The organism is Salinibacterium sp. NG253 (genome assembly GCF_015864945.1).
GTDB lineage: Bacteria > Actinomycetota > Actinomycetes > Actinomycetales > Microbacteriaceae > Rhodoglobus.
Window position 1 is genome coordinate 308,560 of record NZ_JADYWF010000001.1, and the last position, 14,351, is coordinate 322,910.

Below are 14,351 nucleotides of genomic sequence, written 5' to 3' on the forward strand. Positions count from 1 at the left end.
ATCCCCCAATTGTCTCGTGAAATAGCCCGAACGGGTGCACGCTGGGGCTACAGGTCGACAAACGGTTCCAGATCGTCGAGATGAACGCGAAGCCCGGGCGCCGGCTGGCTGGAGCGTGGAGCCCCTGGTTTGCGGCTGCTGCGGGAGACCGTCGTGGCCGCCACCACGAGTGCTTTGAGTTGCTCAGCGACGGCTGCTCCGTCTTTGTAATCGAAACGAATGATGGTGCGAACCAGCCCATCGGAGAGATCGACGGGGCCGAGCACATCGAGAGACGCGACCGGCAGCTGGCTAATCGCATCCGAAACGAGCGGAATTTTTCCCGTGAGAGTTGCGACTCGCACTGCCGGCGGAAACCGCAACTCACGGCGATCGGCGAGTTCAGCTTGAGCGAAGTCTTCTTGGCGCCACGTGACAAGTGCTGTCGCGAGTGAGCCGCCGACCCCAACAACGACCGAGGGGGCGCCGTCCGCGCCGAGAGCAATCGCGTTTGACCACGCTCGAAGACAGTCCTCAGCAACGCGCAAACTCTCTCGCGCCAACATTCCGGCGCCGTCAAGCAGAATGACGGCGCGGTAGCCGCCCTCTGCGATCGGCTCGGCACCTCGAGTCGCAATGATGAGCGATGGCTCGTTGGCCACCGTGAGGATCTGATGCTCGCCATCTGCGACGATCACGCGATAGCCAGGGAAGGCGCGTCCTAGTTCGTCAGCGGTACGGCCGGTGCCCGATCCAACCATGCGCAGTCGGGTGCCATCACATTCACGACAGCGCCACTTGACGGCAAGCGCGCCACACCAGACGCAGCTGGGAGTGGCGGATGCCGACCGTTGCGCAAGCGGACCGGCGCACGTGGTGCAGCGGGCAGTCTGCGAGCACTCGGCGCACGCCAAGCGGGGTGCGTAGCCGGGGCGCGCCACCTGCACGAGCACGGGACCCTCGTCGAGCCCGGCGCGCGCCGCCTTCCGTGCTGATGAGGGAATACGAGCAAGGGCTGCCAGGCGGTCTTGGCTCTCCTGGTTCGCGGTGGGGATCACTTTCGGTGGGCGGATGCCGCCGGGGCTGATGGCCGCCAACCACCCGACTTCAACGAGTCGTTGCACTTCGGTGCTGCGCGAATGGCTCATGAACACCAGCGAGCAGTGTTGTTGCTCTTGGCGGAGCAGCGCGGCATCCCGCGTATGGATGTACGGCGTGAGATTTTCGCTGTAGAGCGGGTCGCCGTCGTCCCACACTACGATCAGACCGAGGTTAGACGCGGGTGCATACACTGCAGAACGATTGCCGATGATAACGAACGGGGTGTCTTCGTGGGTGCGCAGAAAGTTACCGTAGCGCTTCTGAACGCTCTGGCGAGCATCCAATCTCAACACGCGTTCAGCGGGCAGCAGAGCCGCGACGGCTGCCTCAAGTTGTTCCTGATCACGAAAGTCCGGGGTCGCCAGAATCGCGGTCGTGCCGCGAGCAAGAGCCTGCGAGGCGAGTTCGGCCATCGTGACGGCCCAACGGCCAACCCACACGCCAGGAGCGACCTCCGCTACGCCGGTCGGTGCGGCCAGCGCGGCCCGCTTGTGCTCGGCGATAAGAGTGCCGATGGCACCCGCGTCGAAGTACGACACTGCACGCGCTTCAGGGAGCGGGTCGTACGTGACCGTCGCGGGGTCGGGAAGTGACTTCTCCGCCCGAGCGTGACGTTTCGGGATGCCCAACCGCAGCACATCGGCTGCGTTACCGGCCGCTCGATCCGCCGCCGTGCGCGCCAGGGTCCACACCTCTGGAGACAACACGGGGAACGGAGAGATTACCGCTTCGAGCTCGCTGAGCTTGCCTGCGTAGGCGACAGTGTCGGTGAGTTCAACAATCCAGCCCTCCACGAGCCGGCCGAGCGTTCGCAGCGGAACCTTGACGCGAACGCCAGCGCGCGCCTCGGCACGAAACTTCTCGGGAACCGCGTAGTCAAAGAGTCTGTCGAGTTGGGGCAGCGGCGAATCAATGAGCACCCGAGCGATGGATGCTTGACTCATCTCTACAGCCCGGCGGCCCCGCGAAGAGCCTCAACGCGGTCAAGACGCTCCCACGTGAACTCAGGAAGCTCACGACCGAAGTGACCGTAGGTTGCAGTCTTCGCGTAAATGGGGCGCAAGAGATCGAGGTCGCGGATGATCGCGCCCGGGCGCAGATCGAATACCTCATGGATCGCGCCCAGAATGGCCTCGTCAGAAACATGACCGGTACCAAAGGTTTCGACGTACAGGCTGACGGGTGCTGCCCGGCCAATCGCGTAGGCGATTTGCACTTCGAGACGATCAGCAAGACCTGCGGCAACCGCATTCTTCGCGACCCAGCGCATGGCATAGGTCGCCGAACGGTCAACCTTCGAGGGGTCTTTGCCGCTGAATGCTCCCCCACCGTGACGGGATGCCCCACCGTAAGTATCAACAATGACCTTGCGACCGGTGACCCCGGCATCACCCTGAGGGCCACCAATTTCGAAGCGGCCGCTTGGGTTCACAATCGACTGCAGGTTCGACAGATCGAGGCCGGCGCTTTCTGCAATCGGTCGCACGACGAGTTCTTCGATCTCACGACGCAACTGGGCGGTTGACACAGACGGCGAATGCTGCGTCGACAACACGACAGTCTCAATGCTGCGCGGCACCGATCCCTCGTAGCCCACGGTGACCTGAGTCTTGCCGTCGGGACGCAAATAGTCGACCAGGCCCTCCTTGCGCACCGCCGCGAGACGCTCGGCCATGCGGTGAGCGAACCAGACAGGGGCAGGCATGAGCTGCGGAGTCTCGTTAGTGGCGTATCCGAACATGACACCCTGATCGCCAGCACCCAAGACATCCAGCGAGTCCGTGGAGTGACCTTCTCGCGCCTCAATGGCGCGATCGACGCCTTGGGCAATATCGGGCGACTGTGCACCAATCGAGACAGAGACTCCACAAGAACGACCATCAAAGCCAACATCAGAAGAGTTGTAACCGATGGAGGAAATGCGATCGCGCACGATGGCAGGGATGTCGGCATAGCCGGTTGTCGTCACTTCACCAGCGACATGCACGAGCCCCGTTGTCACGAGAGTCTCAACAGCGACCCGAGCATTCGGGTCTTCTTCGAGCAAAGCGTCAAGAATGCTGTCACTGATCTGATCGCAGATCTTGTCGGGGTGTCCCTCGGTAACAGACTCCGAGGTGAAGGTGCGCAGGGGCGAAGTCATAAGCCGTCTCCGGTAGTGATGAATATGGATGTCAGCGGGCTGCGAACACAAGATCCAGAATGCGGTGAGCCACCGACAACTTGCTTCCGCTTGCCTCACCCACTCTATCGCCGACCTTATCGATGACGATCACGGTGTTACGGTCTGAGGCGAAACCTTCAGTCCACCCGACGCGGTTGATGACCAAGAAATCACAGCCCTTACGCGCGATCTTTGCGCGGCCCAGCTCAAGGAGCGCAGCGTCGTGCGGCTCAGTCTCGGCAGCGAAGCCAACGACGATTTGGCTCTCAGGGCTCTCTGCCGCGAGACCACGCAAAATGTCGGGGTTCTCTTCAAGACGTAGCTCGAGAGTGCTCGAATCGCTGCACTTCTTGATTTTTGATTGCGCAGTCTCCGCTGGACGGTAGTCAGCAACCGCCGCCGCCATAATGATGGCGTCGGCCGACTTCGCTTCAGCCTGCACCGCTGACTGCAATTCCAGAGTCGTAGACACCTGAACGCAGCGAACCCCGGCCGGAAGCGGAACCTCAAGATTCGCGGCGATGAGGGTGACGTCAGCGCCGCGCGCCGCGGCGGCCATAGCCAGAGCAACGCCCTGCTTACCACTTGAGCGATTGCCAATGAAGCGCACCGGATCGAGGGGTTCCCGAGTGCCACCAGCCGTAACCAGCACCGAACGACCGACGAGGTCGCGCGATGAGACCACCGTCTCAAGAACAGCGGCGACGATGTCGCTTGGCTCCGACATCCGACCGGGCCCGCTATCGGAACCAGTCAGCTGACCGCATTCTGGACCAACGATGCGGATGCCGCGCGAACGCAGCGTCTCGATGTTGGCGACCGTCGCCGGGTTCTGCCACATCTCGGTGTGCATCGCGGGCGCCACAACGACGGGCGCTCGAGTGGCAAGAATGGTGTTGCCGAGGAAGTCACTCGCTTGACCGGTAGCGATCTTAGCGATCGTATTCGCGGTAGCCGGAGCGACGATGATGACGTCCGCGGCTTGGCCGACAGAGACGTGCCGCACCTCATCCACGCCCTCGTAGAGGTCAGTGTGGACGGGATTGCGGCTGATTGCTTCGAGAGTGGGCAGCCCTACGAATTTGAGGGCGTTGCTCGTGGCCACGACATGAACGTCGTGGCCCGCGAGCACCAGCTCACGCACAACGGAAACCGCCTTATAGGCAGCTATTCCGCCGGAGATCCCGACGACAATGTTGAGCGCGGCCACCGAAAGGTTCTATTCGTTGCTGAGACGCTTGAGTTCGAGCTTGTTCTCGTTGATCTCGTGGAGAGCAACGGAGAGCGGCTTGTCGTCGATCGTGGAATCTACGAGCGGTCCGACGTTGTCGAACAGGCTGCCCTCGTGGAGGTCAGCGTAGTAGTCGTTGATCTGGCGAGCGCGCTTCGAAGCGAAGATAACGAGCTGGTACTTGGAGTCAACCTTCGACAGCAGTTCGTCGATGGGGGGATCAATGATGCCCGAGTTCTTGTCAGCCATGAGGGTGCTCCTTGGAGTCGGAAGTGGTCGCGCCAGCGGGCGCATCCATCAATTCTACGACTTCTTGAGCCGCTTGGCTTACTTCTGTGTTCACAACTTTCACATCGAACTCTTCTTGAGCCGCCAATTCGACCTTTGCGGTCTCCAAACGGCGGGCCTGTTCGGCAGCATCTTCGGTGCCGCGACCGATCAGCCGGCGCACCAATTCTTCCCACGTTGGCGGGAGAAGGAAGACCAAAAGAGCCTCGGGCATGACGTTGCGAACGGAACGTGCACCCTGCAAATCGATCTCGAGCATCACGCGCTTTCCCTCGGAAAGGGCTACATCGATTGGCGGGCGTGGCGTGCCGTAGCGGTACGAATTATGAACCACTGCCCACTCCAACAACTCATTCTTGGAGATCATCGCGTCGAACTCGTCATCGCTCACGAAGTAATAGTGAACGCCGTCGATCTCGCCCGGACGGGGCTTGCGCGTAGTCGCAGACACACTCAGCAGCACATCGGGGTGGTTGTCACGGATGAAGCTCGAGACGGTTCCCTTGCCAACAGCAGTCGGGCCGGCCAAGACCACGAGCCGCGTTGGCTCTGGCCCTTGGCGCTGCGAAAGGTAGTCCGCAAGGCGTTCGCGCTGCTTCGGCCCGAGGCCGCCGACCCGTTTGCGATCGGCGATCGCCAAATCGGCCATGATCGATTCAACGCGGGTTGGTCCGAGAGAGGGAACACTCATCAGCAGCTCGCGCACGAGCAATCGAGCTTCTGCACTGTCGGGCTGACCCCAGGCTGTGCGGGCAACACTGAGGGCGGTTCGAGCACGCTCAGCAACTTCACGTTTGACTGACGCCCGGGCGCGTCGCGCCGCAATAGCCGCGCGGGAGGCCGCTGCACGGTCAACGGCAGGTGGCTCCGGGCGAGGTCCCATTAGCGAACCTGCTCACGAAGTTGCGACCGTAGCGATCGAAGTTCTGCCGGGATCTGACTCGCACCCTCTTGCAGAACGCTGCGGGAAACGGTCACAATCGTGTTCGCCACGGCATCACCGTAGAGTTCGCGCGCCTGCTCAACCCGAGCACCCTGGGCTCCGAAACCCGGAGCAAGAATCGGCAGATCAACCAGTTCGCCATTGCGAATGCCGTAGTCGGCAACCTCGACGGTGGCACCGATCACGACACCAAATGACCCAAGCCCGCTTTCGGTGTTGAGGGCCGCCACATCGCGCACGACGCTAGCGGCGACAGTCGCCCCTTCGTGTTCGCCTTCGGTGATGCGAGCCGACTGGATGGAGTGAGCCGAAGCGTTAGAGGTTGCTGCCAGAACGAAAATGCCTTTGCCCGCTGAGCGAGCAAGCTCGAATGGGCCAGCCAGCTCTGACACTCCTTGATAGGCCACAGCAGTCATTGCGTCGGCCTCGAGGGGTGAGCCCGGCGTCAGCCACGCTTGTCCATAGGCATCGACAGACGACGACAGGTCACCGCGCTTCACATCGGCAATCACGAGCAGCCCAGCGGAGCGCGCCAAGGCGAAAGACTCCTCGAGAATCGCGTAGCCCGCGGATCCGAAGCGTTCGAAGAAGGCAACCTGGGGCTTGATCATTCCCACGTTGCCGGCTGCAGCATCCACCGCGCGGAGAGCGAATTCGCGCACGCCGTGGGCGTCGTTGGAAAGCCCCCAGCTTTCGAGGAGGAACGGATGAGGGTCCACTCCCATGCAGACTCCCCCAAACTCTTCGAAGGTCTGCGCAAGCCGTGAGGAGAAACTAGGCATTGTTGGCTACCTTCTCAAGCTCAGCGGCACGATCCAGAGCGTAATCCTGAAGCGATCGCACATCAAAGCCATCACGGATGGCCTCAAACGACGCGACAGCGGCCGCAAGCTGGGCCATAGTCGTGAAAATCGGCTTGTCGGCCGCGACCGTAGCGGTGCGGATTTCGTAGCCATCAGCACGCGCACTGCGGCCGCTCGGCGTGTTGATCACGACATCCACCTTGCCGTCGTTGATCATTTCAACGATCGACGGTTCAGCAGCATTTGCTTCCTGGCCCATGAAGTACTTGCGCACAACCTGAGCTTCGATGCCGTTGCGCGCGAGGATCTCGGCAGTTCCTTCGGTGGCAAGAATCGTGAAGCCCAGCTGGCTGAGGCGCAGAACCGGCAGGATAACGGCTCGCTTGTCGCGGTCAGCAACCGAGACAAAAACCGACCCGCTATCGGGCAGCCCGCCATACGCGGCTTCTTGGCTCTTGGCGAATGCCTTGGGGAAGTTGGAGTCGATACCCATAACCTCACCGGTCGAGCGCATCTCCGGGCCGAGAACCGAGTCAACGACTTGACCCTCAACCGTGCGGAAGCGTCGGAACGGTAGAACCGCCTCTTTCACCGAGACCGGCGACGTCGATGGCACTTGCGAACCATCAAGAATCGGCAGCAGACCGCTGTCGACGAGTTGACGAATGCTTGAACCAGCCATGACGAGAGCAGCAGCCTTCGCCAGCGGAATCCCGAGTGCCTTCGATACGAACGGAACGGTGCGGCTCGCACGAGGGTTAGCTTCGAGCACGTAGAGGATGCCCTGACCGATCGCGAACTGCACGTTAAGGAGCCCGCGCACGCCGACGCCTTCAGCGATGGCGAGGGTAGCCTCGCGAACTCGATTAAGCACGTCCCGCCCGAGCGTTACCGAGGGCAGGGTGCAGGCCGAGTCGCCGGAGTGAATACCGGCTTCTTCGATGTGCTCCATGATGCCGCCGACATAGAGCTCGGTACCGTCATAAATCGCGTCTATGTCGATCTCGATGGCGTCATCGAGGAACCGATCAACGAGCAACGGTGAGCTCGGCGAAATGATCACGACATCGCGAACCCGCTCGAAGTAATCGGCGAGAGCTTCGGAGTCATAGATGATCTCCATGCCGCGCCCGCCAAGCACGTGCGAGGGGCGAACGAGAACCGGGAACCCAATGTGTTCGGCGATCTCTATCGCCTCGGACTGGTTAGTGGCGGTGCCGTTCTTGGGTGCGAGCAGCCCGGCGTTGTCGAGAATCTTGGAGAACAAACCACGTTCCTCGGCAAGGTCGATTGCTTCCGGCGTTGTTCCCAGAATCGGGATGCCGGCATCCTTGAGCCCCTGAGCAAGACCAAGTGCTGTCTGGCCACCGAGCTGAACGATCACTCCGAGGAGTTCACCGCTCTGGCTCTCTGCATGGATGATCTCGAGCACATCTTCGAGCGTGAGGGGCTCGAAGTAGAGGCGGTCACTCGTGTCGTAGTCCGTCGAGACCGTCTCGGGGTTGCAGTTGATCATGATGGTCTCGTAACCCGCATCAGAGAGGGCAAACGAGGCATGCACACACGAGTAGTCGAACTCGATGCCCTGACCAATACGGTTCGGACCGGAACCAAGAATGATGACCTTCGTCTTGTCGCTCGGGGCAACTTCAGTCTCGGAGTCATAGCTTGAGTAGTGGTACGGGGTGAGAGCCGGGAATTCCCCAGCACACGTGTCGACCGTCTTGAAGACGGGGCGCACATCGAGTCCCCACCGCAGGTCGCGGACCTCTGCCTCAGTGGTCCCCCGAAGCTCAGCGATTTGCACGTCACTGAAACCATGGTTCTTGGCGTGCGTGAGCAATGCAGCAGACAGCTCAGCGGCATCCGCAATGTCGACCGCAACCTCGTTGATGAGAGCAATCTGATCAACAAACCACGGGTCGATCTTGGTGGCTTCGAAGACCTCTTCGGTCGTGGCACCGGCGCGCATCGCCTGCTGCACCGTGACGATACGACCGTCGGTGGCAATGGACGACAGAGCCAACAGCTCCGCCTTGTCGCCGACTTCGCCCTTCCAATGGAAGCTCGAGTCGCGCTTTTCGAGTGAACGAAGCGCTTTCTGCAAAGCGGTCGAATAGTTGCGACCGATTGCCATGGCCTCACCGACCGATTTCATCGTGGTGGTGAGACGCGTGTCTGCCGCCGGGAACTTCTCGAACGCGAACCGCGGAACCTTAACCACGACGTAGTCGAGGGTCGGTTCAAAGCTCGCCGGGGTGACCTTCGTGATGTCATTGGGGATCTCATCGAGACGGTAGCCGATGGCGAGTTTGGCGGCGATCTTGGCGATCGGGAAACCCGTTGCCTTCGATGCCAGAGCGCTCGACCGCGAAACGCGGGGGTTCATCTCGATGACGATCACTCGCCCGGTAGCGGGATCGATAGCGAACTGAACGTTGCAGCCACCGGTGTCCACGCCAACCGCGCGGATGATGTCGATGCCGATATTGCGAAGGTTCTGGTACTCGCGGTCGGTCAGCGTGAGCGCCGGAGCCACCGTGATCGAGTCGCCGGTGTGAACACCGACCGGGTCAACATTCTCGATCGAACACACGACAACGGTGTTGTCTGACGTGTCCCGCATGAGCTCGAGCTCGTACTCTTTCCAGCCCAGGATGCTCTCTTCAAGCAGCACCTCAGTCGTGGGGCTCTGGTGCAAGCCGTCAGTAACCATCCGGATCAGTTCCTCGCGTGAATACGCGAAGCCAGAACCGAGGCCGCCCATCGTGAAAGAGGGGCGGATCACGAGTGGATATCCGAGATCCTCGGCAAACTCAACCGCCTCAGGAACCGTGCGCGCGATGTACGACTTCGCGACCTCGGCACCACAATCGATCACGAGCTGCTTGAAGATCTGGCGGTCTTCACCACGGTTGATCGCTTCGAGGTTCGCGCCGATCAGTTCGACGTTGTACTTGTCGAGGATGCCGTGAGCGTCGAGCTCGATCGCTGCGTTGAGAGCGGTCTGACCACCCAATGTCGGCAGCAGCGCATCCGGACGCTCCTTGGCGATGATCGACTCGATCACTTCCCACGTGATCGGCTCGATATAGGTTGCATCGGCGAAATCAGGGTCGGTCATGATCGTGGCGGGGTTCGAGTTCACCAGGATGACGCGGATGCCCTCCTCACGCAGCACGCGGCAGGCTTGCGTTCCGGAGTAGTCGAACTCTGCCGCCTGACCGATAACGATCGGGCCGGAACCGATGACCAGTACCGAGGAAATGTCTTGTCTCTTGGGCATTACTTGCTGTCCTTTGCGTTCTCGAGAACAAGGTCGCGGAACCTGTCGAAAAGATAGTTGGCATCGTGGGGGCCTGAGGCCGCCTCGGGGTGGTACTGCACTGAAAAAGCGGGAATGTCGAGAGCGCGCAGACCTTCAACAACGTTGTCGTTGAGGTTGACGTGGCTGACCTCGACGCGGCCAAAGCCCGCCGGCGACTGGCTGATTTCGCCGATAGGCGCGTCAACCGCAAAACCGTGATTGTGCGCGGTGATCTCGGTGCGCTGGGTTTGCACATCGATGACGGGCTGGTTGATTCCGCGGTGGCCGAAGGGCAACTTGTAGGTGCCGTAGCCGAGAGCACGACCGAGCAGCTGATTGCCGAAACAGATACCGAAGAACGGCAGTCCCTTCGTGAGCACCTCGGTGAGGAGCGCAACGTGAGCGTCGGAAGCCGACGGGTCGCCTGGACCATTCGAGTAGAAGACGGCGACCGGCTCGATCGCCATCAGCTCGTCGAACGTGATGGTCTGCGGCAGCACGTGAACGTCAAAGCCACGCTCAGCGAGGTAGTTGAGCGTTGACGTCTTCACGCCGAGGTCAAGAACAGCCAAGCGGCCGATGCTCTCCCCCACTGCGGCAACAACATACGCCTCGGATGTCGACACTTCAGACGACAGACTCTGGCCGCTCATCTGGGCTGCGGCCGTGACTGCGGCAAGCTGCTCGTCATTGCTGAGTTCGGCATCCGCGCCGGAGAAGATTCCGCCACGCATGGAGCCGGAGTCGCGCAAGCGACGGGTGATCGCGCGAGTATCGACCCCGCTGATGCCGACGATGTTCTGGGTGACAAGTTCGTCGTCCAGTGACCCATCGGCGCGGTAGTTCGACACCACGCGGCTCGCATCACGTACAACGAAGCCGGAGACCCAAATTCGTGAGGATTCAGGGTCTTCATCATTCACACCGGTGTTACCGATGTGCGGTGCCGTCATGACGACGATCTGTCCCGCGTAGCTGGGGTCGGTGATCGTCTCTTGGTAGCCCGTCATGCCGGTGGCGAAGACTACTTCGCCAAGGCGCTGACCGCGGGCGCCGTAAGCCTGACCGAGATAGCGCGTGCCATCTTCAAGGACGAGCACTGCAGGTTCAAAAGTCACAGGGACTGCCTTTCATTGCCGACGACTGTGTCGAGAGCGCGTTCACACATCTCGGGGTCGTCCATTCGGAAATAGCTATCGACTGCAGTGCCATCGAGTGTCCACTCGATCACCTGCAGTCCGTTGTTTTCGACCACGCGGTCGATGGTCCAGGTGGCGCGGGAAATGCCGCGCACTGTGTCACGAGCGAGCCAGAGATCGTCTGATCCCGCGCGCGCGACGACGATGCCTTCGGGATGCACTTCGAGCAAACAGTTCGCCCGGAATCCCAGACCGTGCACGTTTACACGGTTGAGCTGATCGCCGGCAACCGTGGTCGATACGTACTTGCCACTAAACCGCAGGTCAGTGTCGCCGAGGTCAGCCGGCGGCGCAACCGGGAGCCCGATGTGAGCCTGTCGTCGCTTTCGTGAATACCAGCCAGCAACCATGAGCGCCAGCAAGATGACCAGGATGCCGATCACGATGAGCAGTGAGACGTCTTTAGACATGCGTTGCCTCGCTTTCAGCCAGTCTGGCCTGCTGAGCGACCTCAGCCGCGTCGACGACCTCGCCATCTCGAACGGTTTGGTAGCCGTTGTGGATGGTGGTCATCACGCGGCCGGGAAGTTCGCGTCCAAGGTAGGGCGAGTTCGTGCTCTTGCCCCGCAGCGATTCGGTTGAGAACGTTGACCGCGCGCTTGGGTCGAGCAGCACGAGATTCGCGGCCGAGCCGAGAGCGAACGGGGTCGCGTACCCATCGAGGCGACCGATTTCGGCTGGCTTCTGCGAAAGAACGCGCGCGACATCCGTCCAGTTCAACTGACCAGTATCGACGACAGCCTGCTGAACGACGTTGAGGGCGGATTCAAGACCGATCATTCCAAACGCAGCTTCTGCCCACGAGCACTCTTTTGCCTCGGGCGGATGCGGTGCGTGGTCGGTAGCGACGATGTCAATGGTTCCGTCAGCCAGCGCGGCGCGAAGCGCGCGAACGTCTTCGTCACGTCGCAGAGGCGGGTTCACCTTGAAGCGCGCGTCGTAGCCGCGCACCAGTTCCTCCGTGAGGAGCAGGTGGTGAGGCGTCACCTCTGCCGTCACAGCAATTCCGCGAGCCTTAGCCCAGCGGATGACGTCAACCGACCCAGCGGTTGACAGGTGACAGATATGGAGGCGTGCCCCCACGTGTTCGGCGAGGAGCACGTCGCGCGCGATGATCGACTCTTCTGCGACGGCAGGCCAGCCCGCAAGACCGAGCTCACTGGATACTGCGCCCTCGTTCATCTGAGCGTCGACGGTGAGCGTCGGCTCCTGAGCATGCTGAGCGACAACACCATCGAACGTTTTCACGTATTCGAGTGCGCGACGCATGAGCAACGCGTTATGAACGCACTTGCCATCATCGGAGAAGACACGCACGCCGGCTCGCGAATTGGCCATCGCGCCGATCTCGGAAAGCTTGACGCCGTCAAGCCCTTCGGTGACAGCGCCGATGGGACGCACGGTCGCGTACCCGTGGTCGATACCGAGCGACTGAACCTGCTCAACAACTCCAGCGGTGTCTTGAACCGGCATGGTGTTAGCCATCGCGAAGACAGCGGTGAAGCCGCCCATCGCAGCAGCACGACTGCCCGAGAGCACCGTTTCGCTCTGCTCGAAGCCAGGTTCACGTAAGTGAGTGTGGAGATCGACAAGTCCGGGCAAAGCCTGCAGGCCTGAGGCATCGATCGTGCGATCAGCGGAAGTCGCGTCGGTGAAAACCCCGCGCTCAATCGTGAAGTCGGCGCGCTCACCGTTGGGCAGCGTGGCGTTGACGATTCTGATACTCACGAGAGTCCTCTTCTCTGGGTTAGTACGCAATCAGGGGCGGCGGGCATGATTCCCGCGCTCACCGCTCCACAGCTCCGGACAGCAAGTGATACAGCACCGACATCCTGACGGAGACGCCATTCGCCACTTGCTCAAGCACTGTCGATTGTGGTGAATCCGCGGCTCCCGCCGAGATTTCCAGACCGCGGTTCATCGGCCCGGGGTGCATGACCATGCTACTTGTTGGCAGAGCGGTCATCCGTTCGTCATTGAGCCCCCACTGGCGTGAATACTCACGCGCGTTGGGGAAGAATGCGGCCGTCATTCGCTCGGCCTGAACCCGCAGCATCATGATGACGTCGGGGCCTTGCGCGATCGCGTCATCAAGATCGTAGGAGATCTCGACTGGCCACCCACTGAGGTTCACGGGAAGGAGAGTCGCCGGGGCAACCAGCGTCACTTGGGCGCCGAGCGTCGTCAGCAGCCAGACGTTCGAGCGCGCCACTCGAGAGTGAACGATGTCTCCCACGATCGTGACGGTCACACCGTCCAACCCTTTGCCCCGAGCAGCAGCCCCGTGAAGACGACGACGAATCGTGAAAGCATCGAGCAGCGCTTGAGTCGGGTGTTCGTGGGTGCCGTCACCGGCGTTCACAATTCCGGCATCGATCCAGCCAGCATCGGCCAAAGTCTTCGGGGCGCCGGATGCCCAGTGTCGAACGACGACCGCGTCGGCTCCCATGGCAGCGAGAGTCTGAGCGGTGTCCTTGAGGTTCTCCCCCTTGGATACGCTCGATCCCTTAGCTGCGAAGTTGATGACATCAGCGCTCAGTCGCTTCGCCGCCGCTTCGAATGAGATGCGCGTGCGCGTGGAATCTTCAAAAAAGAGGTTGATCACCGTTTTGCCGCGCAGCGTCGGAAGCTTTTTCACTTCGCGTTCGGAGACTGCTGCCATATCTTCGGCGACATCAAGAATCGCGATAGCTTCGTCGCGGGGCAGGCCCTGGGTGCTCAGTAGGTGTCTCATCCGATCGTCACCTCATCGGATCCGTCGATCTCTTCGAGGTGCACGTTGATTCGCTCCTCCGTCGAGCTGGGAAGATTCTTACCCACAAAGTCGGCGCGGATCGGAAACTCCCGGTGACCACGGTCGACGAGCACCGCAAGCCGCACAGCGCGCGGGCGACCGAGATCACCGAGAGCATCGAGTGCGGCACGGATGGTTCGCCCGGAATACAACACGTCGTCGACCAGCACGACGGTCTTGCCGTCAATGCCGCCCGCAGGAATGTCGGTCGGCCCAGTCGCTCGAGTGGGATTCTGGGCCAGATCATCACGGTACATCGTGACGTCGAGCACGCCTGATGTCACGGGTGTGGGATCGACCGATTGAATGATCGCCGCAATCCGCTTGGCGAGGGTCACCCCCCGCGTAGGAATACCGAGAATGACGAGATCGTCGGAACCGCGATTGGACTCAAGGATTTCATGGGAAATCCGAGTCAACGCTCGGGTGATATCAGCATGCTGCAACACAGTGCGTACAGACATTCTGACCTCCTTCCCCGCCTCTCTGGACGGAATTTAAAGGAAATTTGTTTCACCGACTATACCGCGCTCGCGGCAGTG

The 14,351-nt window shown here is 61.1% G+C and carries 12 protein-coding genes; all 12 read right to left on the reverse strand.

Going from position 1 to position 14,351, the window contains the following annotated elements; translation table 11 throughout:
* Positions 1-47 precede the first annotated feature (47 nt).
* The 12 genes from I6E52_RS01525 to pyrR are packed head-to-tail and all read right to left on the reverse strand — an operon-like array spanning position 48 to position 14,273.
* The gene (locus I6E52_RS01525) at positions 48-2,024 is read right to left on the reverse strand and encodes a primosomal protein N' (protein WP_197154398.1); all 1,977 of its coding nucleotides are present in this window, start codon (positions 2,022-2,024) and stop codon (positions 48-50) included.
* A gap of 2 nt (positions 2,025-2,026) precedes the next feature.
* On the reverse strand, positions 2,027-3,223 hold the full coding sequence (metK, locus tag I6E52_RS01530; protein ID WP_197154400.1) for a methionine adenosyltransferase: 1,197 nt from the start codon (positions 3,221-3,223) through the stop codon (positions 2,027-2,029).
* A 31-nt stretch (positions 3,224-3,254) separates the two neighbouring features.
* The gene (gene coaBC, locus I6E52_RS01535; protein WP_197154402.1) at positions 3,255-4,454 is read right to left on the reverse strand and encodes a bifunctional phosphopantothenoylcysteine decarboxylase/phosphopantothenate--cysteine ligase CoaBC; all 1,200 of its coding nucleotides are present in this window, start codon (positions 4,452-4,454) and stop codon (positions 3,255-3,257) included.
* 9 nt (positions 4,455-4,463) lie between these two features.
* Entirely contained in the window at positions 4,464-4,724 is a 261-nt protein-coding gene (gene rpoZ / locus I6E52_RS01540) for a DNA-directed RNA polymerase subunit omega (protein ID WP_197105687.1), read from the reverse strand.
* The gene (gene gmk, locus I6E52_RS01545; protein WP_197154404.1) at positions 4,717-5,646 is read right to left on the reverse strand and encodes a guanylate kinase; all 930 of its coding nucleotides are present in this window, start codon (positions 5,644-5,646) and stop codon (positions 4,717-4,719) included. Before gmk ends, rpoZ begins: the two co-directional genes overlap by 8 nt.
* A complete protein-coding gene (gene pyrF / locus I6E52_RS01550; protein ID WP_197154406.1) occupies positions 5,646-6,488 on the reverse strand; it encodes an orotidine-5'-phosphate decarboxylase in 843 nt (280 codons plus the stop codon). Before pyrF ends, gmk begins: the two co-directional genes overlap by 1 nt.
* A complete protein-coding gene (gene carB, locus I6E52_RS01555) occupies positions 6,481-9,795 on the reverse strand; it encodes a carbamoyl-phosphate synthase large subunit (protein ID WP_197154407.1) in 3,315 nt (1,104 codons plus the stop codon). Before carB ends, pyrF begins: the two co-directional genes overlap by 8 nt.
* Entirely contained in the window at positions 9,795-10,934 is a 1,140-nt protein-coding gene (gene carA / locus I6E52_RS01560; RefSeq protein ID WP_197154408.1) for a glutamine-hydrolyzing carbamoyl-phosphate synthase small subunit, read from the reverse strand. The genes carB and carA overlap by 1 nt, the downstream gene beginning before the upstream one ends.
* Positions 10,931-11,425 (reverse strand): hypothetical protein, encoded by a 495-nt coding sequence (locus I6E52_RS01565; protein ID WP_197154409.1) that lies wholly within the window; start codon positions 11,423-11,425, stop codon positions 10,931-10,933. The genes carA and I6E52_RS01565 overlap by 4 nt, the downstream gene beginning before the upstream one ends.
* Entirely contained in the window at positions 11,418-12,743 is a 1,326-nt protein-coding gene (locus I6E52_RS01570; protein WP_197154410.1) for a dihydroorotase, read from the reverse strand. The genes I6E52_RS01565 and I6E52_RS01570 overlap by 8 nt, the downstream gene beginning before the upstream one ends.
* Positions 12,744-12,801: 58 nt before the next feature.
* On the reverse strand, positions 12,802-13,749 hold the full coding sequence (locus I6E52_RS01575) for an aspartate carbamoyltransferase catalytic subunit (RefSeq protein ID WP_197154411.1): 948 nt from the start codon (positions 13,747-13,749) through the stop codon (positions 12,802-12,804).
* The gene (gene pyrR, locus I6E52_RS01580; RefSeq protein WP_197154412.1) at positions 13,746-14,273 is read right to left on the reverse strand and encodes a bifunctional pyr operon transcriptional regulator/uracil phosphoribosyltransferase PyrR; all 528 of its coding nucleotides are present in this window, start codon (positions 14,271-14,273) and stop codon (positions 13,746-13,748) included. Before pyrR ends, I6E52_RS01575 begins: the two co-directional genes overlap by 4 nt.
* Positions 14,274-14,351 lie beyond the last annotated feature (78 nt).

What these genes read in the sequence shown, in the direction of transcription:
- I6E52_RS01525 (WP_197154398.1), bottom strand. Translation starts at nt 2,024, where the DNA reads ATGAGTCAAGCATCCATCGCTCGGGTGCTCATTGATTCGCCGCTGCCC.
- metK (WP_197154400.1), bottom strand. Translation starts at nt 3,223, where the DNA reads ATGACTTCGCCCCTGCGCACCTTCACCTCGGAGTCTGTTACCGAGGGA.
- rpoZ (WP_197105687.1), bottom strand. Translation starts at nt 4,724, where the DNA reads ATGGCTGACAAGAACTCGGGCATCATTGATCCCCCCATCGACGAACTG.
- gmk (WP_197154404.1), bottom strand. Translation starts at nt 5,646, where the DNA reads ATGGGACCTCGCCCGGAGCCACCTGCCGTTGACCGTGCAGCGGCCTCC.
- pyrF (WP_197154406.1), bottom strand. Translation starts at nt 6,488, where the DNA reads ATGCCTAGTTTCTCCTCACGGCTTGCGCAGACCTTCGAAGAGTTTGGG.
- carB (WP_197154407.1), bottom strand. Translation starts at nt 9,795, where the DNA reads ATGCCCAAGAGACAAGACATTTCCTCGGTACTGGTCATCGGTTCCGGC.
- I6E52_RS01565 (WP_197154409.1), bottom strand. Translation starts at nt 11,425, where the DNA reads ATGTCTAAAGACGTCTCACTGCTCATCGTGATCGGCATCCTGGTCATC.
- I6E52_RS01575 (WP_197154411.1), bottom strand. Translation starts at nt 13,749, where the DNA reads ATGAGACACCTACTGAGCACCCAGGGCCTGCCCCGCGACGAAGCTATC.
- pyrR (WP_197154412.1), bottom strand. Translation starts at nt 14,273, where the DNA reads ATGTCTGTACGCACTGTGTTGCAGCATGCTGATATCACCCGAGCGTTG.